This window comes from Streptomyces sp. SudanB182_2057 (assembly GCF_964272715.1).
Lineage (GTDB): Bacteria > Actinomycetota > Actinomycetes > Streptomycetales > Streptomycetaceae > Streptomyces > Streptomyces rubradiris.
The window spans coordinates 1,193,930-1,214,207 of record NZ_OZ186798.1; the positions used below are offsets into that span (position 1 = coordinate 1,193,930).

A 20,278-nucleotide genomic window follows, 5' to 3' on the forward strand; every position below is an offset into this window, starting at 1 on the left:
CGCTCCCCAGGGCAGCGGGCTCACTTCTTGGGCTGCCAGTCCTCGAGGTTCCACCAGGGGCCGCTGGCGAAGCCGTGCTCGTGCGGCTCCAGCTGCGTGGTCAGCCCCTGCCAGCGGTCGGCGAGGACGTAGATGTGGTCGATGTGGGTGAGGAAGGTGTAGCCGGGGTCCTTCACGAGTTCGCGCTGGAGGGTCTGGTACGCCGTTTCGCGCGTGGTCTCGTCCTGGCCGCGGCGGCCGGTGTCGAGGGCGTGGTCGACGGCCGGGTTGTCGTAGTGGCCCATGTTGTTGAAGCCGTTCCCGGCGAGGGAGGAGTGCAGCATGGTGTAGAGGCCGAAGTCGGGGTCGCCGGTGCTGCCGCCGGCCGCGAGGACCGCGGTGTTCTTCATCCGCGGCTCGATGACCTCCCAGGTGGCGCTCTCGACCCGCACGTCGATGCCGGCCTTCTTGGCGTCGGAGGCGTACGCGAGAGCGTGGTCCTGGCGGACCTTGTCGCCCGAGGGGTAGAGCAGGGTGAAGGCCGCCTTCTGGCCGCCCTTGGCGCGGATGCCGTCCGCTCCCGGCTTCCAGCCCCCTTCGTCCAGGATGCGCTTGGCCTTGGCGAGATCCCGCTTCCGTTCGATCTCCTTGGCGAACCAGGGGTCGTCGACGGGGAGCGGCCCGTAGGCCGGGCGGCCGGCGCCGTCGAGGATCTTGTCGACCATGGCCTCGCGGTCGACGGCGGCGTCCAGGGCCCGGCGGATCGCGCGGTCGCCGGTGACCTTGCCGGCCGTGGGGAGGGTGACGGTGCGGATGTCGTAGGACTTCGCTTCGTAGGTCTTCTTGTTGTCGTCGTCGCGGAAGGTGGCGGCGAGGTTGGGCGGGAGGATCGCGCCGTCGAGGTCGCCGGAGCGCAGGCGGGTGGCGCGTACGTCGTCGTCCTGGACGATCGCCATGGTGACCGTCTTCACCTTCGGCGCGCCGCCCCAGTAGGCGGGGTTGGCCTTGAAGGTGAGCTTCTCGCCCTTGCGCCAGTCGGCCAGGACGTACGGGCCGGTGCCGATGGGCTTGGTGTTGAAGGCGCCGGTGTTGGGGTCCTGCTTGCCTGCGATGTGCTCGGGGACGATCGGCAGGACCGTACGGCCGGCGAAGGGCGCGTAGGGGTACTTGAGCGTGAAGACGACCTTGTCGTCGCCGTCCGCCCGTACCTCCTTGATGGCGTCCAGTTCGCTGCGGGCGGTGTTGTTGGTCTTGGCGTCGAGGATGGTCCGGTAGGTGAAGACCACGTCGGCGGAGGTGAGCGGCTCGCCGTCGCTGAACTCGACACCGTCGCGCAGGGTGTAGGTGTAGGTGAGGCCGCCGTCGCCGACCTCGGGCAGTGCCTTGGCCAGCGCGGGTCTCAGTTTCAGGCCGGCGTCGCGGGCGAGGAGGCCGTCGAAGATCTTCGAGTTGCCGTCCTTGCCGTAGCCGAGCAGCGGGCTGAGGGTGTCCGGCTCCGAGGCCACCCCGATCACGACCGAGTCGGCGGACCCGCCGCCTCCTTCATCGCCACCGGGCGTCGAGCACGCGGCTGCCCCACTGGCCAGTGCCGTGGCGACGGCGGCGCCGCGTATCCATCGGGTCGTCATGAGCCCCCCTGTTGCATCGAGATCGTTGTTGCATATTAAGTGCAACTGAGGGCTGCTCGTCCATCGGTCCACGTCACACCGCGCGACAGCGGCGGGGCTCCCGCAGGCGACGTGCCTGCGGGAGCCCCGCGTCGTGCCGCCTGCCGGTGAAGGGTGAGAAGACGATCACGAGGCAGGACGCTCGGGGTGCGCTACGCCGTCACGGCGCGAGCAGCAGGCTGTCGCCGCGCTCCTTGGCGGCGGCGTAGCGCTTGGCCACGTCCTGCCAGTTGACCACCTGCCACATGGCCTCGATGAAGTCGACCTTCTGGTTCTTGTACTGGAGGTAGAAGGCGTGCTCCCAGGCGTCGAAGACCAGGACCGGGGTGGAGCCCTGGCCGACGTTGCCCTGGTGGTCGTAGACCTGCTCCACGACCAGGCGCCCGCTCAGCGGCTCGTAGGCGAGCACGCCCCAGCCCGAGCCCTGGGTGGTGGCCGCGGCCTTGGACAGCTGGGCCTTGAAGCCGGCGAAGGAACCGAAGGACTCCTTGATGGCCTCGGCCAGCTCGCCGACGCCGTCCTGGGCCAGCGGCTCGCCGCCGCCGTCCTTCGGGCCGGTCATGTTCTGCCAGTAGATCGAGTGCAGGATGTGCCCGGAGAGGTGGAAGGCCAGGTTCTTCTCCAGGCCGTTGATCGAGCCCCACGTCTCCTTGTCCCGCGCCTCGGCCAGCTGCTCCAGCGTGTCGTTGGCGCCCTTCACATAGGCCGCGTGGTGCTTGTCGTGGTGCAGCTCGATGATCTCCGGGCTGATGACCGGGGCGAGCGCCGCGTAGTCGTACGGAAGCTCCGGGAGCGTGTAAACCGCCATGTCCAACATCCTCCGACGTTATTGCCAGCAATATGCAGCTGCACGCTAACAGCAGAAGAGGTACCTTGCGGATCAGGCGTTGGACCTAGGACTTTCGCCGTGTCACGGACGGGCAACAGCCGGAGGTCCGCGGCCCGTTCACCCGCGCCGGCCGCTGCCCGGGGCGGACACCCCGCGAGGTGTCCGCCCCGGTCACCCGGTGTCTCAGGGCGTCTCGGAGGGCAAGGCGCCGCGCACCTCGCGGGCCGCCGCCACCAGGTTCTCGAGCGAGGCGCGCACCTCGGGCCACGTGCGGGTCTTCAGGCCGCAGTCGGGGTTCACCCACAGCCGTCCGGCCGGAAGGGCCTCAAGACCCGCGCGCAGGAGAGCCACCGCCTCGGCGACGGCCGGGATGCGCGGGGAGTGGATGTCGTACACCCCCGGTCCCGCCTCCCGCGGATACCCGTGCAGGGCCAGTTCGCGGGCCACCCGCATATGGGAGCGGGCCGCTTCCAGGCTGATGACGTCGGCGTCGAGGTCGTCGATGGCCTGGACGATGTCCCCGAACTCGGCGTAGCACATGTGGGTGTGGATCTGCGTGTCCGGTCGCACCCCGGCCGTGGTCAGCCGGAACGCCTCGGTGGCCCAGGCCAGGTAGGCGGGCCGGTCGGCGGCGCGCAGCGGAAGCGTCTCGCGCAGGGCGGGCTCGTCCACCTGGATGACCGAAGTGCCCGCCGCCTCCAGGTCGTTCACCTCGTCGCGCAGGGCGAGGGCGACCTGGCGGGCGGTCTCGGCGAGGGGCTGGTCGTCGCGGACGAAGGACCACGCGAGCATGGTGACCGGGCCGGTGAGCATGCCCTTGACCGGCCGGCCGGTGAGGGACTGGGCGTACGTCGTCCAGCGCACCGTCATCGGCTCCGGCCGTGAGATGTCGCCGGCCAGGATCGGCGGGCGGACGCAGCGGGTGCCGTAGGACTGGACCCAGCCGTGCCGGGTGGCGAGGCAGCCGGTGAGCTGTTCGGCGAAGTACTGGACCATGTCGTCGCGTTCGGGCTCCCCGTGCACGAGCACGTCGAGGCCGGCCTTCTCCTGGAAGGCGATCACCTCGCGGATCTCGGCCTCGATGCGCCGCTCGTACGTCTCCTCGTCGGTCCTTCCGGCCCGTACGTCCGCGCGGGCGGCGCGCAGTTCTCCGGTCTGGGGGAAGGAGCCGATGGTGGTCGTCGGCAGCAGCGGCAGGCGCAGGCAGGCACGCTGGGCGGCCGAGCGTCGCGCGTACGGCTGGGAGCGGCGGGTGTCGGCGTCGGTGACGGCGGACGCCCGGGCCCGTACCGCCGGGTCGTGCGTGATGGGTGAAGCCGCGCGGGAGGCCAGATCGGCGCGGTTCGCGGCCAGCTCCGCCGCGATCGTGTCCGCGCCCTGCGCCAGGGCGCGGGCGAGCGTGACGATCTCCGCGGTCTTCTGCCGGGCGAACGCCAGCCAGCGCAGGATCTGCGGCTCGATGTCCCGCTCGACCGCGGCGTCGAGCGGGACGTGCAGCAGGGAGCAGGAGGCGGCCACGTCGACCCGGTCGGCGAGGCCGAGCAGGGTGGCCAGCGTGGTCAGCGATGTCTTGAGGTCGTTGATCCAGACGTTGCGCCCGTCCACGACACCGGCGACCAGCCGCTTGCCGGGCAGACCGCCGGCTGCGGCGAGATCGTCGAGGTTGGCGGCGGCCGGGCCGGTGAAGTCCAGGGCGAGCCCGTCCACCGGGGCCTTCGCCAGCACGGGCAGCGCCTCGCCGAGCCGGTCGAAGTACGAGGCCACCAGCAGCTTCGGGCGGTCGGCGAGGCGGCCGAGGTCGCGGTAGGCGCGGGCGGCGGCGTTCAGCTCGGCCGGGGTGCGGTCCTGGACCAGGGCGGGCTCGTCCAGCTGCACCCACTCCGCGCCGGCGGCCCGCAGGTCGGCCAGCACCTCGGCGTACACGGGCAGCAGCCGGTCCAGCAGGGTGAGCGGCTGGAAGTCCACCGCGACGCCGGGGGCGGGCTTGGCCAGCAGCAGGTAGGTGACCGGGCCGACCAGGACGGGCCGCGGGGTGTGGCCGAGGGCGAGGGCCTCGCGCAGTTCGGCGGTCTGCTTGCCGGAGTCGGCCGCGAAGACAGTGTCCGGACTCAACTCGGGCACCAAATAGTGGTAGTTGGTGTCGAACCACTTGGTCATCTCCAGCGGCGCCACCTCCTGGGTGCCGCGGGCCATGGCGAAGTAGCCGCGCAGGGCGTCCTCCTCGACGGCGGCGCGGTGGCGGTCGGGGATCGCGCCGACCATGACGGTGGTGTCCAGGACGTGGTCGTAGTACGAGAAGTCACCGGTCGGCACCTCGCCCAGACCGGCGTCGGCCAGTTGCCGCCAGGTGGAGCGGCGCAGGTCGGCGGCCGTGCGCCGGAGGGCGTCGGCGGTGACCCGGCCCTTCCAGTAGCCCTCGATCGCCTTCTTCAGTTCCCGGTTCGGTCCCTGGCGGGGGTAGCCGTACACGGTGGCCCGTACGGGCGCGGCTGCGGACTCGGCTGTCACGGAACTCTCCTTCGCGAGCACTCGTCATGGGGTTCCCGGGACGGGACGAGGGCGCGAAGGGATGACGGAAAGCGGCGAGACACCATGGGTGCTCGCCCTGCCGCCGACCCGCCCTCGAGGTCACCGAGATGCCGTACGCGTCGGCCGCGCACGGGCAGTGGCAGGTCTTCGGACTCGCGAGCACGCCTCGTGCCGTACGACGTGTACGAGGCACCTACTGGCCGTCGCTTCCCAGACCCGCTTGCCGGGCCCAGTGCGTATGACGGCGGTCGTTCCCGCTCACCGCTGCGGGGCAGTCCCGGATTCCCACCGGGTTCCCTCTTGCGACGCGCCTGCCTGGCGGGCAGGGCGAACCAGCTGCACGAGGCAGCCTATACAGCGGCGCGTCCGCCGTGAAGCCGACGAAGACACGGCCCCACGACAACACGCCCGTCCGTCACGGGCGCCCGGGCTGCTCGGCGGCGGGTCCGGCGGCGGGCCGGGCGAGGCCCGCGGCCCGCCTCTCCTCGACGCGGCCGGCCCTCCACACCAGCAGGGCGACGGCCCAGGCGGCGAGGCAGCAAGGGCTGCCGCCCACTGCTCGAGTCCGTTCAGCAGGTGATGGTGCCCCTGCGCAGGGCGTGCCCGCCGTCGTTGGAGTCGTCCGCCCAGTAGACCGGCTTGGAACCCGCCACGCATTCGTCCGCGCCGGCCAGGGAGAAGCCCTCGTTGTTGTAATCGGGCATGCCCGACGGGCGGTTGAAGACGCCGGTGGTGGTGAACACGCCGGTCGTGCCGATCTTCGCCGTGCGGTGCTGACCGTCACAGGTGTCGTCGCAGACCGCCCACAGGCGCGACGCCTGCGGCTCCCACTGCAGTTCCATCACCCCGGACATGCCGCTGCTGAAGGACGCGACACGGGTGTAGGAGCCGGAGTCGGCCAGCACGTAACCGTGGATCATGCCGGTGCCTTCGACGCCCACGAAGAACACTCCGCCGCCGTGGCTGCCGTAGCGGGCCGGGTCGTAGACCGCGCCGGTCGATGCGTCTTTGAACCCGGCGCCGGTCAGCGCTGTGTCCGGGATCCAGGTGATCCCTTCGAGACCGAGATTGGAGCCGGTCGAGGGCAGGTCGGACGTGAGGTTCCACTCCTTGACCGCGGTCAGCGACGAGCCTGATCCGCTCACGTCGTACTTCAGCACCGACAGGCGGCTGGTGCCCGACGCGTCCCCGTTGCGCTCGCCGGCCACGAACGCGCCCGCGGCCGAACCGGCACCGGTCAGGGTGACGCCCTCGCTGTCGGGGGTGCCGGAGCCGCCGGGGAAGCGCAGGGCCCTGCCGGAGGACCAGCCGCCGGCGGCATCCGGCTTCCAGCCGCCGGAGCCGTCACGCACCAGACGCCACAGCCTGCCGCTGTTCTGCGCACCCCACAGCACGCCGCCCTCCTGGTACAGGCCGCTGAGGTCCTGGCCGAACACGTCCGAACCGTCGGCGGTGGCCACACCACTGCTTCCCGGCCACACGGCCGGAGTCGTGGAGCCGCCGGTGCCGCAGTTGTTCGGGCCGCCGAGGGTCACCGTGGCCGCCTGCCCGAAGGCTCCGGTACCGTCAGGGCAGCGTGACCAGGAGGGGCCGGAGTGCACGGTCCAGGAGAAGCCGTCCACCTGGGTCGTGCCGTCCGCGAGGTAGAGGCCGGCCTCGTCGTCCGAGCCCAGGCCGAACTCGCCGCTCACGTCGAACGCCTTGTACACGCCCGGCCCCAGGAGAGTCCCGGAGGGGATCTTGTAGGCGTGGTCCTCGTCGTTGTCCTTCAGGACCCAGCCCGACACGTCGACCGTGGCGGTGCCCTTGTTGTACAGCTCGATCGAGTCGTCGACGCCGCCGGTAGTCACCACCTCGTTGATGCGGACGTCGTCCGTGACGGCCGCGTGCGCCGCCGGTACGCCGGTCAGGGCACCCGCGGCCACGAGGGGGGCGGCGACGAGAAGGCGAGTAAGAGCACGAGCGTGCCGGAAAGCGGCCGAAACGGTCACGGATCGGGTCCTGACGTTGTCATGGGCAAGGCGCACTGACAGTCGCGAGCCAGTCCGAACAAGCCGCCCCGACCGAGAAGGACGGCACATGAACGGCTGACGAACTGCCCTGGTGACCGGAAGCCTGTCCGGGTCACCCTGCCCGCACTTCCCCATCCGTGCCCGTGGCACGGACTTCGCCGCCCTGTCCGGCATCGCCGTCGCCGTGCCGTCATGTGAAGCGGGCCCCACCGGGACCGCGTTCTCGGCGGATACCCGGTGGAACCCGCAAGCCGGTCCGACGACGTCCTGGCCACGTGGAGGGAACCGCCGTGCCGTCGGTCGCGACGGCTGATCAGCGACTGTCTTCCGGGTGGAGGACGCTGAGGTCGCCGTAGGCCGACAGAACGCCGGTCGGGTCGCCTTCGTGCCGCAGGGTGGCCTCCAGGAAGGCGAGAGTGGTCGCGGCGACGACGCGCGGGCCCCGGGCGCGGCCCAGGGAACCGGTTATCGACGGCACGGGCGGCAGGTACAGGGGGCCGTCCATGAAGGTGAGGTGTGCGGCGCCGGGGACGGTGAGCCGGTAGCTCGTCGCGGTGCCGGCCTCGAGGGCCTCGGTGAGGCGGGGGAGGTAACGCGGGTCGGTTTCCGGGGTGATGGCCGCGGTGAGCGCGAGCACCGGCCGGCGCAGAGCTGGGGAGGTGGGCCCGTGCGGGTAGCCGTCCAGATCGATGATGGCGTCGAACCGGTGGTCCTGCCGGGCTGCCCGCAGTGCTGCGGCACCGCCCATGGAGTGTCCGGTGACCGCGACCCGGCCGGTGTCCAGGCGTCCGGTCAGCGGCCCGGTGATCTCTCCTCGTTCCAGGCGGTCGAGTTGGGTGAGGACGAAGCTGAGGTCGGCGGCCCGGACAGCCGTCCAGCCGACGGCCAGGTCGTCGTCCTTGCCCCGGTCTCCTGTGGAGGACGTCCTGGACCGGATCGTCCGGCCGTCGGCTAGGACGACCGCGGCGGAGTCGTACGGATGGTCCAGGGCGGCGACCGCATAGCCGTGGCTGGCCAGTTCCTCCGCCCAGGCGGTGTTCTGGGTACGCACTCCGCCCGAGCCGGGAGAGAACAGCACGACCGGGAACCGTCCGCCCCCACCGGCCACGGGAGCGTTGAAGACCGCATGAGTGCGGGCACGCGGGACGCCGTCGACCAGGAAGCCGGGCAGGCCGGCCCCGTCGGCGAGGGCGTCCGAAACGGTCCGCGCCTCGTGCTCCGTACGTCCCAGGTACCGGGCCCGCCGCACGCCTTCGGGACTTTCCTGCGCGGGATACCAGAGCTGGACCACGACCGTGCGCCGGTCGTGGGGATCGGCGGTGAAGCTCTCGGGGCGGTGCGGGTCGGTCCACTCCACCACACGGGTGCCTACCGGAAAACGGCCCGACGGCTCGGGGAACACCGGGACCGGGAAGGCCCAGGCGGCCACCGGACCCGCGGCGATCAGGCCGGCGCAGGCCACCGTCCCGGGCAACGCCAGCCACCACCGCGCCCGCCGGCCGGTTCGGCGTCGCAGCAGAGGGGAGAGCGCGAACGGCAGCGCCAGGGCAGCGCCTGCCATCACCGGCATCATCTGCCAGCGGAACCCCACCGCGCTCAGCACGCTCGCCGACAGCACGAGCACCGCCCCGGCCGCGATCGTGACGCGTGGACGGGCGGTTGCGGGAAGCCAGCGCGCCGTCACCAGGGCGACGGCCCCCAGCACGGCGAGGAATTCGAGAGGGGACACGTACAGTCCCGCGATGATCTCGGTCACCCGGCCATCCTTGAGGCAGGCACGCGCCGCCGCATCGGCCGCCGGTCGCCATCGCATACGTCCGGAGTCGCAACCGAAGCGTGCCGTCCGTACGACCGGAGTCGCATCCAGACACCCCGCCTGTGCGACCGGCCACGTGGCCGGCGGACGCGACACCCTTGCGGCAGGTGGTGCGCCGGGCCTGCGTGGCACCCCCTGAAGTTCGCTCACGCGCGCTCCGCCCCAGGTTTCCGCACACGACCGAAACACGTGTGTTCGAAGCCCCCGTCGGCTCGTTGAGCCGCGTGAGCAGTCACCCAACCGTCAAGGGGGACCATGTCGACCTCGGCCGGTACACCAGCACCCGCGACTCCCCGAAATACGGCGCGGTGGCCGCGCACGCCGGTTCTCCGGGTGCCGCGCCGGTCCGGGCAGGGAGGTGCGCTGTGAGGAGGTTCTTCGGACGCGTCCGGATGGCCGAGCCGGAGGTCTCCGACGCCGAGCGGGAGCTCTTCGGCGGTCCTCTGCGCTACGACATGGGCTGGTCGGAGCACGAGCGTGCCTGGCTCGACCTGACGATGACGTCGGCTCTGCGCTCCATGCCGGGGCTGGTCGGGACGACCTTGCGGATGGCGTGGCAGGCGGACCGCCGCGCTCTGCTCACGGTCGCCGTCAGCGAGGTCGGGCAGGGGCTCGCCGCGGCGGTCGGGCTGCTCGCGGTGAACTCCGTGATGCACGCCCTGCTCGGCTCCGGCACCCCCGGCCAGCGGCTGCACGCGATCCTGCCCGGAGTGCTCGCCGCCGCCGCGGCCGCCGTGGTCAACTCGGGCCTGGCCGCCTGGTCCACCTCGCGGGCGGGGCGGCTGGAACCGCTGGTGGAGAGGATCGCCACCACGCGGTACCTGGCCGCCGCCGCGTCCGTGGAGCTGGAGGCCATCGAGGACCCGGAGTTCCGGCGGCTGATCGATGTCGCCCAGTACGGCACCGGTTCCGCCCGGCGCATGATCAGCGCCTGCGTGGCCGCCTTGAACGGGACCATCTCGCTGATCTCCACGGCCGGTGTGCTCACCGTCCTCCACCCGGTGCTGCTGCCGATGCTGATCCTGATCGCGGCACCGCGCGGCTGGGGCGCGATGCGGGTGGCGCAGGAGCGGTATGTGTCGGTGATGAGCTGGATCGAGCATGTGCGGGCCGGCCGTCTCATCGGCAACCTGCTCACGGAGCGCACCGCGGCGCAGGAGGTGCGCATCCACGCCGTCGGGCCGTTCCTGCTCAGCCGCTACGAGCGGATGGCGGAGAGCGCCGAGGCGGAACAGGAGCGGCTGGCCGCCGGCAAGGCCGTCACCGAGTGGGTGGCCGCCGCGCTGTCCGGCCTCGCCATGGCGGCGACGTACGGGGCCATGTTCTGGCTGATCACGAGCGGGCACATGGGTCTGGCCGTGGCCGGGACCGCCGTCGTCGCCGTCCGGTCCGGCTCGGCGAGCCTGGGCGGGCTGGTGATGAACGTGAACCAGTTGCACGAGGAGTCCCTCTACGTCCGCGACCACGCCCGGTTCCTGGAGGAGGCGGCACGGCGCACCATTCCCGGCGGGGGCGATCCCGTCCCGGCACGGGTGCGGCAGGTCGTCCTGGACGCGGTGAGCTACCGCTACCCGGACCGGGAGACCCCCGCCCTGGACGAGGTGTCCCTCACCCTGCCCATGGGCTCGGTGACCGCCGTGGTCGGCGAGAACGGCTCCGGCAAGAGCACCCTGATGAAGGTGTTGTCGGGCCTGTTGCTGCCGCAGACCGGGAGGGTGCTGTGGGGCGAGGCCGACCTCGCCTCCCTGGACCGCTCCGGGGTCTTCGACCGCGTGGCGCTGCTCACCCAGGACTTCCAGCGCTGGCCGGTGACGGCGGCGTTGAACATCCGGATCGGCCGGCCCGCCCGGGAGGCCGGTCCCGAGGACCTGCGGCCGTCCGTCGACTACGCGGGTGCCGGACCGGTCGTCGCCAGGCTTCCCGACGGTCTGCGCAGCCTGCTGGCCCGGATGTTCCGGGGCGCGAGCGAACTGTCCGGCGGCGAGTGGCAGAAGATCGGCCTCGCCCGGACCCACTGGCGCGACTCCACGTGCGATGCCGACGGCGTGCTCATCGTGGACGAGCCCACCTCCGCCCTCGACCCGGAAGCGGAGATCGCGGCCTTCGACAGCATCCGCCGGCTCGCCGCCCCGAACCGGGCCGTCGTCCTGGTCACCCACCGCATGTCCGGCGTCCGCCATGCCGACCGCATCCATGTCCTGCACCACGGGCGGCTCGTCGAGCACGGCAGCCACGACGAACTCATGGCCGCCCGGGGACGCTACGCCGCGATGTTCGACGCGCAAGCCGCCCAGTACGCCCCCTCGAACACCGTCCCCCGCCCCGGCTCCCCCACCGTCACGGATCCCGCGTGACCCGCTCACGGCCGGCTCGACGCGTGATGACACGCGGCTTCGAAACCGGCCCGGCCGGGCCCGTCCAAGGAACGCCGAAGGTTCCTCGCAAAGCCGGCGCCGCAGGATGGCTCGGACAGGCCGCGCGAGCATCCGGGGCACGGAAGACCCCGGGCGGTCCCCGGACCGCGCCGTACTCGCCCGGCTGCCACTCAAGGAGCCAGGATGGCAGGAATCGCACGCCACGCAGTCCAGACCCTCGGCGCCGCGGCGCTGGTGCTCGGCGGGACGCTCGCCGTGTCGCAGCCCGCCTCGGCCGCCGCCCACACGTGCAACGGATCGGAGGCGTACGTCTCTTCGACGTCCGGCTCACGGGTCTGCTTCTACAGTGACACGTGGACCATCAAGATCTGCGACACGGCCTCCGGCAACCACCCGGCCGCCAGGGTGTACGAGGGCGGGGCCGCGACCGTGTACCACGAGTACCCCGGCTACAACTCGTGCAGCGCGGAGATCGGCCTGCCGTGGAGGGTGCCCCTGAACTTCCAGGCCCGCACCTACAGCGGGAGCACGCTGGTCAGCTCGGGCAACACCATCTACATCGCTTAGCCCGGGCAGAGCGCGGGAAGGCGGCGCCACCGACGACGCGGTGATGCCGCCTGCGGCCCGTCGCCACCGGCTCATCCGTCCGGAGTCAGCCCGATGGTGAGCGGACCGGGCGCCGCGGACAATGGTGCTCCAGCCCCGAGACGGCGAGAGGTCACCGGCGTGCCCCGACGACGGCCGAAGGAGACGCCCCGCGGGTCCGGTGGGCGCGGACGGGTGGCCGGCCGGCGGACCCTCGCGGGTCGGCTCGGGTGTGTGCCCGGCCGTGGTCACCGTCGGCGGGTCGCGAACCGCCTGCCCGCGGAGGTGATCGTGTGATGGCCCCGCACGGGTTCGGCCTCCGCTCATGGCTGAGGGCGCTCCGCACGCCGACCAGCACCGGACGCTCGCCGCTGGTCATGCTCCTGATCCTGGCGGTGCTCGTCCCGACGGCGGCGCTGCTGGGCTTCTTCGGCTTCCAGGACGTCAGCGAGGCGCTGACCTACCCGGGCCGCATCACCGGCGCCGCCCTCGCCCTCCTCGGAGTCATCACGTTTCTGGGCGCCGGGGCCGTGGTGGACTACTGGTTCCACAACAGCTTCCCCTACTCCGGCTCGGTCGCGCTGCTCGGCGCGTTCGCGGCGCTCGTGGCCAACCTCATGCTGCTGGTCGAGACGTGGAAGGACGGCGACAGCACTCTCTATCTGGCGTTGTGGAGCCTGCTCGCCGCCGGTTCCGTGTGCGCGGTCGTCCTGGTGTACCGGTCGAGGATCTCCATCCCCGGCCCCCGGCGGCTGGCGGCGGCGGTGATCGCCTCCGCGGCGCTCGCGGCGGCCAACTTCGGCTACGAGCACCTCTTCCAGCCGTCCCAGCGCGGGGCCAAGCCGCTCATCGCCATGTCGGTGGGGAAGGCCGTGGTCCGCCCGGACCGGAAGGCGTTCGCCGTGCCGGTCGACATCAAGCTGGAGAACCACGCCGACGTGGGTTTCTACATGCTCGGCACCGAGTTCCACACCATGGGCGAGAAGGTGCCGCTGAGCGCGAAGGACCGGCTGCACGAGCAGTGGCGCGACGACGCCGAGCAGTGGAGCAAGGCCGACCAGGAGCTGCACCCGCTCTCCCGGCGGGAGATCCACCAGCGCGGCCAGTTGCTGGCGGCACAGCCGTGGCTGTCCACCGGGCAGTGGATCGAGCCGGGCGAGAAGATCGTCACCCAGACCGTCGTACAACTGCCCATGGACACCCCGTACGACCAGCTGACCTTCTACGCCACCGCGAGCTTCGCGCGCAAGGACCGGCTCGGCCTCGACACGCTGCAGCGGATGGGCTACTCCTGGACCGGTGTCGACGTGCCGGGCTGGGTGACGCAAGGGGGGCTCGACGCCGTCGTCTACCGCGGCAGGGTGTACGAGAACAACGCGCTCGACGAACACACCCGCGATCCCCGCTGGGTCACCGTCTACTGGCGCTTCGGCACGCACGGCGTGGACCTGATGGAGAACATCGCGCGCCAGGGCGACGAGGCCCGTGTCCTGTCCGCGGCGGAGAGCCGCGAGCTGGTGGCGCGGTACGGGATCGGGAGGGCGGCGACGGGGCCGTACGAGCAGACGCTGTGGGACATCAAGAAGCGGTGACCGGCACGGTCGCGTCGTCCGTGGGGTCGCGCCGGCCGAGTCCTTCCAGCCACACCACGAGGGCGAGGGCGCTGTTCAACCGGTCGCAGGCGTGGGCGTCGCCCAGGCCGAGGCGGGCCTCCCGCACGGCCCGGCAGAGCGTCTCCACGTCGAACATCTCCGTGACCAGCGGATGCCGCGCGGAGCGGCAGAGGCCGACGAGGTCGTCGCCGTGTGTCCGCAGCCCGCGCGCGTACAACTGGTCGAAGGGGATCTTGGCGGTCCGGCCGCGGATCCGCTCCGGGAGCAGATCCGCCATCGCCTCGCGCAGTACCGCTTTCGGACGGCCCGGGCGAAACGCCGCCCCGGCGGGCAGGCGGCGCATCGCGGTGATGACCTCCGGGTCGAGGAAGGGGTGCGAGAGGAGGAAACCGTCCTGCCGCGCGCGGCTCCAGGACAGCGGGTCGGGCGCGGCCAGGTAGTTGGCGGCGTCGTAGAGGGACTCCTCCGGCCGGCGCCCGTACACGAAACGGGCCTCGGCGGCGCCGGCCTCACGGTAACCGTGCGCCCGCGCGAAGCCGCGCCGCAGCCATGGGGGGCGGGAGAAGCCGCCTACGCCGCCGAGTACGGTCGCCCGGCCGCTCAGGGCCAGGGCGGCCCGTTCGGTCGCCAGCGGCAGGGCCGGCCGTACGACGTTGGCGATCACGACGTCCCGCAGGCCCCGCTCACCGCCCGCGGCCCAGGCCCGCGCCTGCCGCGTCAGCTGCCGCAGCCGTCCCGTGCGGGCCAGCCTGTGCAGGTGCAGCGGGTTGGCGTCCGCGACCGGGTCGGCCCCGCAGCCGGTCAGGAGCACGTCACAGCCGAGTCCCGCCGCGGCGCCGTGCAGCCTGCTCCAGAACGGCGCCCGGAAGGCGTGGGCATACGGCTCGTCGGCGTCCCCGGCGTGGTGCTCGAAGTCGTCGAAGTCGGACACGTCGTCGGCGTCGACGCCCACCAGGCGGACGCCGGGCGCGTGCAGACGGACCCCTTCCACCGCCTCGTCCACGTACGGCCGCTCGCCGGCCAGTTCCCCGGCGGCGAAGCGCCCGGCGAGCAGGACGAGGTCTCCGGGGTCGTCCGGTGCGGCGGCCAGCAGACGGGCGGCGAGCAGGGCGACGCTGGTGGAGTCGGTGCCGCCGGAGACGTGGCAGGCCGTGACCCCGCCCAGCCGGCGCGCGACGGCGTGTTCCAGCGCGCGGCGCAGGTCCCGCGCGGCGGCGCCGAGGTCGAGGGGGTCCGCTTCCGGTGCCGGCGGATCGTCCGCCCGGCGGGCGCCTCGCGGTGCGCGGCCGCGTATCCGGCCGGTGGGCGAGAGCTCCACCACCTCGCCGCCGAGGACCCGGCGCACCCCGTGGAACGGGGTGGTTCCCCAGTGCGGTTGCGCGGCGGCACCGGTCAGGTACCGGCAGAAGTAGCGGCGTTCCAGCTCCGCCCCCTCGCCCAGGCGGCGCGCCGAGGTGCTGACCGCGTCCACCCGGCCGCCGTGCTCCCGGAAGAACAGGGGGACGCGTGCCTGCCCGTCCCTGATCAGCAGGACGCGGTCGCGGCACACCAGGACGGCCGCGTAGTCGCCGGGCGGCAGCCGCGGCCGGGGCCCCGGCCGGGCGAAGGCGTCGAGCAGGCGGCGCGCGCCCGCCGTACGGTCCCGGAGGGAACCGGTCCAGCCGACGACCGCCGCGGTGCCGGCCGGGGAGGCCACCGTCGTCACCAGTCCCCGCCCGGCCAGGGCCTCGGACACCGACAGCCTCGGTGCGCCATCGGCCCACTGAAGGAGGAGGGCCCGCACGTCACCGCCCTCCGCCGTCGATGGTGAGCACCGGGGCGAACGCGTGGCCGCGCGGGGCCGCGTCGGGGATGCACACCCCGGCCGCGGCCGTCCAGGTGTGCAGGGCGAACGGGCGCTCGCGCACGCCGACGTGGAGCACCGCCTCCAGGCCCTGCCGGCGCAGCAGGACGAAGGCGGTCACGGCCTCGGTCTTGCAGTCGTCGTCGACGAGCCAGCTGCCGCGGCCGTACGACCGCACGGCCCGCTTCAGCCGGGCGACCTCTTCGGCCGGGGCGGGGTCCGCGCGGGCGTACGCGGGGGCGACCACGGGGAGGAGCCGCAGGACCCGTCCGAACCCGAAGACCTTGATCAGCAGGTGGACGCCGCGCAGCCACCGCCCGACCGAGGCGTCCGGACATCGTTTCCCGCGGCTTCGCACACAGCCCGCACGGACCAGGCCGGTGACGAGTTCGCCGCGTTTCCCGGAGCCCGCGTCGGTGAATTCCCGCAGGTCCGCCGTCGTCATCCCGAGGAAACGGGTCCGCTTCCAGTCGGCGATCAGGACTCCGTCGGACAGCCTGGTGACCCTGCAATGCGGTGAGAGCAGCCGGCTCACGGCCAGCAACGCGTCGGTATCCTCCGCCACCAGTCGTCCTCCAGGGTCGGGGCCGCCGCGTCGACCAGGTCAGGACAGGTAGCCGTGACCGTCGTACATGCTGCCGCTGAAGCCCCGGATCAGGCTGCCGTTGCCCAGAAGGACGAGTCCGCACGGCAGGCGGCGCCGCAGAAGTCGGAGAAGCATGGCCTACCTCCAGGTCGGGCAGTGCCGGGCGATTTCAGGCTACTACGCCCGGAATGCCCCGCAACCGGGCCGCCCTGCCCGGAGCTGGGCACGGGAACGCTCCGGACGAGTTGCGTGCGGCCGTGGCCGGCACGAGGGTGGAAGAAAGGCGACACAGCCAGGCTCGGACGCGCCGACTCACCGTACGGCCGAACGCGCGGCATCCGCTCGCCGAAGGTGTCTCGGGCGTGCGGCGGGGCGGTCACCGTATGCGCGGGGGGAGTCGGAGCGGAGACACCATGACGAACGAATCATTCGACCGCCGTGGGGGCGACGGGCAGTTCGGACTCTACGACCAGGGCGTCCTCAAGCGTGAGAACGCCTACACGGGGAAGTACCTCGTACTTCTCGACTGCGAGGAAGAGGAGCGCGGCATGGCGGCGCTGCGCTCCCAGGCCGGCATCACGAGCGCGGAACCGGTGCGCGGTGCCGAGGCGGAGAACGCCGTGCGCGTCTTCGAGGCGCCGGATGTGAACGCGCTCTTCCCGGAGCTGGGCGTCGCCGTCGTCGACGTGGCACCGGACCAGCGCGAGGCGCTGGTGACGGCGGCTCAGGAGGAACCGGCGGTCATCGCCGCGGAGCCCGAGCGGCTGGTCTACATCTCCACGATCACGGACCGAATACGGGAGGTGAAGGGGTACTACCCCACGTACCGCAGCGACGAGGACGTCCTGGAGCGGCACACCACGGCGGCGATGGCCGTCTCGCTGGGCCCGGCCTGGGACGAGACCGAGCACACGTGGGGCCTGCAAGCGGTACGGGCCAACCACTCCGCCTTGACGGGGCAGGGCGTCAGGGTGGCGGTGCTCGACACCGGAGTGGACACCGGACACCCCGATCTCGCCGCGCACATCACCGGAACCGCCTCCTTCGTGCCGGGGCAGTCCGTGCAGGACGGCAACGGCCACGGCACCCACTGCGTCGGCACGGCGGCGGGGCCGGCGGAGCCGCAGCACGGGCCGCGCTACGGCGTCGCCCCCGAGGCGCAGATCCTGGCGGGCAAGGTGCTCAGCAACCAGGGCAGCGGGAGCGACGGTCAGATCCTCGCGGGGATCGCCTGGGCGCTCTCCCAGGGTGCGAAGGTGATCTCCATGTCACTCGGCGCCCCGGTCAGCCTGGGGCAGTTGTTCTCACCGGTCTTCGAGAGCCTCGCCAAGCGGGTCATCACCGCGGGCACGCTGATCGTCGCGGCGGCGGGCAACGACGGCGGGCCGGTCAACCACCCGGCCAACTGCCCCTCGATCCTGGCCGTCGCGGCTCTGGGCAAGGCGCTGGACGTGGCGCCGTTCTCCTGCCGGGGCCAAGGTCTCGTCGGTGCCGAGATCAACATCGCGGCCCCCGGGGTCGATGTGCGGTCCGCCTGGCCGATGCCCCAGGTCTACAACACGATCAGCGGGACCAGCATGGCCACCCCGCACATCGCGGGTATCGTCGCGCTGCTCGCGCAAGGGGCACCGGAGGCCACGGCGGCCGACCTGAAGAAGCGCCTGCTCTCCGGCGCGTACCGGCTGGCGCAGCCCCCCGCGAGCGTCGGTGCGGGTCTGGGACAGACTCCGTGACCGAATCCCCGCGGGTGGACGTCATCCTGTCCGTCGACGATCCCGGACGGTTCGCCGAGACGATCGGTGCGGCGCGGGCCGTCGGACTCAGCGTGACGAGTGAGCAGCCGCTCCTCGGCACGGCCGCCGGCACCATCGCGGAGGACCGGATTCCGCTGCTGCGGGCGGTGGAGGGCGTGGACGCCGTCGAACGGGCCCGCGCGATCCGCCTGCCACCGCCCGAGCCGCCGGACCGGTGACGACCGGGACCGCCGTGACCGATGACGACCCGGACCGGAAGGCCGCTGAGGGCCTTCCGGTCCTTCTTCCGGTCCTTCATCCGATCTTTCAGGGCCAGACGCCGGAGAAGTCGATGCTCCGGGCCCACTCGGGGTGGTCTATCAGGGGGTTGCGGTTCCCCTGTATCCCGGCGATGGCCGCGTTGCGGTGCGACTCGTACTCGGTCACGGGTTCGTTCTCGTGCCAGTCCAGGAGGATGGACAGCCGCTCCTCGGGGAACTCCCGCGCCCTGTCCCCGACGAGGCCGGGGTACCGCAGCAGGAAGTACAGGGTGGCTCTGGCGACGGCTCCCTTGCTGTGCTCCGGTTCGAACCCGCTCTTCTCGCGCATGCCGCAGTCGTCCCGCACGGCCTCCTCGAAGCCGGGGAAGTCCATGTAGGGGTAGTTGCCGCGGAAGCTGTTGCACGCCGGCTCGCACGCGAACAGATGGTGCAGGTCACCGCGCATGGGCTCGCGCTTGGCGAACCAGGACTGCGGGACGACGTGCTCGCAGTTGAACGGCAACGACGCCTCCAGGGCGTCCAGTTCCGCGGCGAACTCGTCCGCGCTCGCCGTGCTCTCCCGCAGCAGGAACTCCTGCATGCTCCGCAGCCGGGACGCCTCGGCGGCGGCGTCGGCACGGATGAGTTCCTCCGCGGTGAAGGTCTTCCCCGAGTAGACGCTGCGCAGGAGGCGGTCGGGGTGGAGGTCGACCCACGGGTAGAGCATGCGCGCCGGTCTGTAGGAGGGGCGCGGCCCGTGGGTGTCCTCCAGCAGGGCGGTCAGCGCCTGGCGCAGCGGCTCCCCGTACGAGTCGGCGTCGACGTGCGCGTAGTAGGCGTCCCGGGCGGCGAGGTCGTCGTCGCGGTCGTAGTAGGCGCGCGCCTCCCCGAGCCGGAGGTTGAGCAGGGCCGCGTCCAGGTCCCGCGCGACGGCGTCGGCGACGGCGGAGCTTCCCGCCGCCCGCCCCGGCCGGGCGGGAGCGGTGCCGTCGGCGGTCACCGCGGTCACCCGGGGACCGGCGAGCCGGTCGGGGCCGCGCTGTCCGGGCGCCGGCGCGTCGACGCCCACGGTGATCCGGAGCGGCACGGTGATGCCGACGGTGGTACCGGAGGCGGACGGTGCGGAACCGTCCGGCGGGAGTCCGCCCGGCCCCGGCTGCGCCGGCGTCGGCGTCACGCCCTCGGGGCGCGGCCGGTCCGGCGGCCGGAACAGCTCGTCGCGCAGCCGGGCCGCGTTCCCGGTCAGCGTGAGCCGGCTCAGCGCTTGCAGCACGCTGCTGACGCGCACTCCTTCGTTGGCCTTCCACGCGAGCCGGTGCTCGCCCATCCCCGGCCGCCAGGGGGTTCCGTCGGTGGCCAGGGGCAGGCCGTCGGGACCGGTCTCCGGTACGGCCGAGTGGTGCAGCGCGACGACTTCCCACTGGTCGTTGAAGACGGGGGACCCGGAGGAGCCCGGCGCGGTGTCGGTCACGTAGTGGACGAACCGGTCCAGCAGGTCGACGATCTGGTTCTCGCGCAGGGCGAGTTGCTTGGGTTCGCCGTTGGGGTGCTGGACGATGTTGACGAACTCCCCGAGGATGACCTTCCCTTGGGCGCCGTCCAGCGGCAGCCAGCCGAAGTCGGCGAGCCGCGCGCCCTCCTGGTCGCGTTCGGCCACCGCGACGACGGTGAAGTCCAGCTCGCGGTCGGTGGCGAAGAAACCGTGGGGGTCGATGCGGAAGGTCACCGGGACCAGGGGGCGCCCGTCCACGCCCGCCTGGAAATCGAACGCGACGACGGCGTGACCCGCTTCCTCCGGGCCGCGCAGTACGTGGTTGTTGGTGAGGAGGAGGGACGGCGACACCAGGAAACCGGTGCCGTGATGTCCGCCCTCCGGTGTGCGGACGGAGACCCGGCCGATCGACCGGGCGGCCAGGTACCCTCCCTCCAGGAAGGCCACTCCGGTGAGGTTGTTGCGTCCCATGAGGCGTTCCAGGCCGAGGAGGTCGGCGCCGAACGCGTCCGGTGACAGCGACAACGTGCTGCCGGTCGTCGTGGCGGGTTGCGTCGGTATCTGTTCGATCGTCTTGGCGAGCGACCAGTCGGCGTTCAGCCGCGCCAGCCGCTTCTGGACCCGACCGGGGTCGTCGGCGTACAGCACGCCCCGGGTCGCGAGGGTCTGGAGAGTCTCCTCCCGCTGCGGGGACCGGGCGCCGAAGCGTTTCGCGGCCTTCTCCAGCTGGGCCAGGTAATCCGTTTCCGCCTGGGGAACGTGTTCCACGGTGATCATCGAAGGTCTCCCTCGCTCCGCTCCCCTCCCCCATTGTGTCCACCGGTCACCGGTGATTTCTTCTCGTACGGGGGTCACGGGCGGATGGTCACCGTTTCAAAAGTCACCTGGTCAACCAACGGGGCGGGCAGCGGCAGTGCCCGGCGGTCCTCATGGATCCGCCGGGCACGTGGGAGACGCGG

General features: G+C 72.2%; 14 protein-coding genes and 1 riboswitch. Of the genes, 5 read left to right on the top strand and 9 right to left on the bottom strand.

The window, feature by feature from the left end:
* Window positions 1-20: 20 nt before the first annotated feature.
* From ACSURM_RS04910 to ACSURM_RS04935, 6 genes are all read right to left on the bottom strand, one after another.
* The gene (locus ACSURM_RS04910) at window positions 21-1,607 is read right to left on the bottom strand and encodes an ABC transporter substrate-binding protein (RefSeq protein WP_436953717.1); all 1,587 of its coding nucleotides are present in this window, start codon (window positions 1,605-1,607) and stop codon (window positions 21-23) included.
* Window positions 1,608-1,806: 199 nt separating this feature from the next.
* Window positions 1,807-2,454, bottom strand: coding sequence for a superoxide dismutase (locus tag ACSURM_RS04915; protein ID WP_436953718.1), 648 nt, complete (start codon window positions 2,452-2,454; stop codon window positions 1,807-1,809).
* A 204-nt stretch (window positions 2,455-2,658) separates the two neighbouring features.
* Entirely contained in the window at window positions 2,659-4,983 is a 2,325-nt protein-coding gene (gene metE, locus ACSURM_RS04920; protein WP_436953719.1) for a 5-methyltetrahydropteroyltriglutamate--homocysteine S-methyltransferase, read from the bottom strand.
* 142 nt (window positions 4,984-5,125) lie between these two features.
* Window positions 5,126-5,357: riboswitch (cobalamin riboswitch) on the bottom strand.
* A gap of 62 nt (window positions 5,358-5,419) precedes the next feature.
* Window positions 5,420-5,560 (bottom strand): hypothetical protein, encoded by a 141-nt coding sequence (locus ACSURM_RS04925; protein WP_436953720.1) that lies wholly within the window; start codon window positions 5,558-5,560, stop codon window positions 5,420-5,422.
* 13 nt (window positions 5,561-5,573) lie between these two features.
* Entirely contained in the window at window positions 5,574-6,995 is a 1,422-nt protein-coding gene (locus ACSURM_RS04930) for a lamin tail domain-containing protein (protein ID WP_436953721.1), read from the bottom strand.
* 334 nt (window positions 6,996-7,329) lie between these two features.
* Window positions 7,330-8,772 (bottom strand): alpha/beta hydrolase family protein, encoded by a 1,443-nt coding sequence (locus ACSURM_RS04935; protein ID WP_436953722.1) that lies wholly within the window; start codon window positions 8,770-8,772, stop codon window positions 7,330-7,332.
* 425 nt (window positions 8,773-9,197) lie between these two features.
* On the opposite strand from ACSURM_RS04935, the gene ACSURM_RS04940 reads away from it, so the two are divergent.
* From ACSURM_RS04940 to ACSURM_RS04950, 3 genes are all read left to right on the top strand, one after another.
* Window positions 9,198-11,186 carry an ABC transporter ATP-binding protein gene (locus tag ACSURM_RS04940; protein ID WP_436953723.1) on the top strand — a complete coding sequence of 663 codons (1,989 nt, stop codon included), beginning with the start codon at window positions 9,198-9,200 and terminating at the stop codon, window positions 11,184-11,186.
* A 204-nt stretch (window positions 11,187-11,390) separates the two neighbouring features.
* A complete protein-coding gene (locus ACSURM_RS04945; RefSeq protein ID WP_436953724.1) occupies window positions 11,391-11,774 on the top strand; it encodes a hypothetical protein in 384 nt (127 codons plus the stop codon).
* A 314-nt stretch (window positions 11,775-12,088) separates the two neighbouring features.
* Window positions 12,089-13,384: a hypothetical protein gene (locus ACSURM_RS04950; RefSeq protein WP_436953725.1), complete on the top strand. Its 1,296-nt coding sequence runs from the start codon at window positions 12,089-12,091 to the stop codon at window positions 13,382-13,384.
* Here ACSURM_RS04950 and ACSURM_RS04955 read toward each other — a convergent pair.
* Window positions 13,371-15,140, bottom strand: a complete 1,770-nt coding sequence (locus ACSURM_RS04955; RefSeq protein ID WP_436953726.1) for an asparagine synthase-related protein — start codon at window positions 15,138-15,140, stop codon at window positions 13,371-13,373. The two genes, ACSURM_RS04950 and ACSURM_RS04955, sit on opposite strands and share 14 nt — an antisense overlap.
* Before the next feature lie 49 nt (window positions 15,141-15,189).
* Window positions 15,190-15,813: a lasso peptide biosynthesis B2 protein gene (locus ACSURM_RS04960; protein ID WP_436953727.1), complete on the bottom strand. Its 624-nt coding sequence runs from the start codon at window positions 15,811-15,813 to the stop codon at window positions 15,190-15,192.
* A gap of 434 nt (window positions 15,814-16,247) precedes the next feature.
* Between ACSURM_RS04960 and ACSURM_RS04965 the strand changes: the two genes are divergently transcribed.
* Both ACSURM_RS04965 and ACSURM_RS04970 read left to right on the top strand, forming a co-directional pair.
* A complete protein-coding gene (locus tag ACSURM_RS04965) occupies window positions 16,248-17,567 on the top strand; it encodes a S8 family serine peptidase (protein ID WP_436953728.1) in 1,320 nt (439 codons plus the stop codon).
* Window positions 17,564-17,806: a hypothetical protein gene (locus ACSURM_RS04970; RefSeq protein ID WP_436953729.1), complete on the top strand. Its 243-nt coding sequence runs from the start codon at window positions 17,564-17,566 to the stop codon at window positions 17,804-17,806. Before ACSURM_RS04965 ends, ACSURM_RS04970 begins: the two co-directional genes overlap by 4 nt.
* 88 nt (window positions 17,807-17,894) lie before the next feature.
* Here ACSURM_RS04970 and ACSURM_RS04975 read toward each other — a convergent pair whose 3' ends face one another.
* Complete coding sequence (locus ACSURM_RS04975; protein ID WP_436953730.1) at window positions 17,895-20,096, bottom strand: endonuclease; 2,202 nt, start codon at window positions 20,094-20,096, stop codon at window positions 17,895-17,897.
* Between the last annotated feature and the right edge of the window lie 182 nt (window positions 20,097-20,278).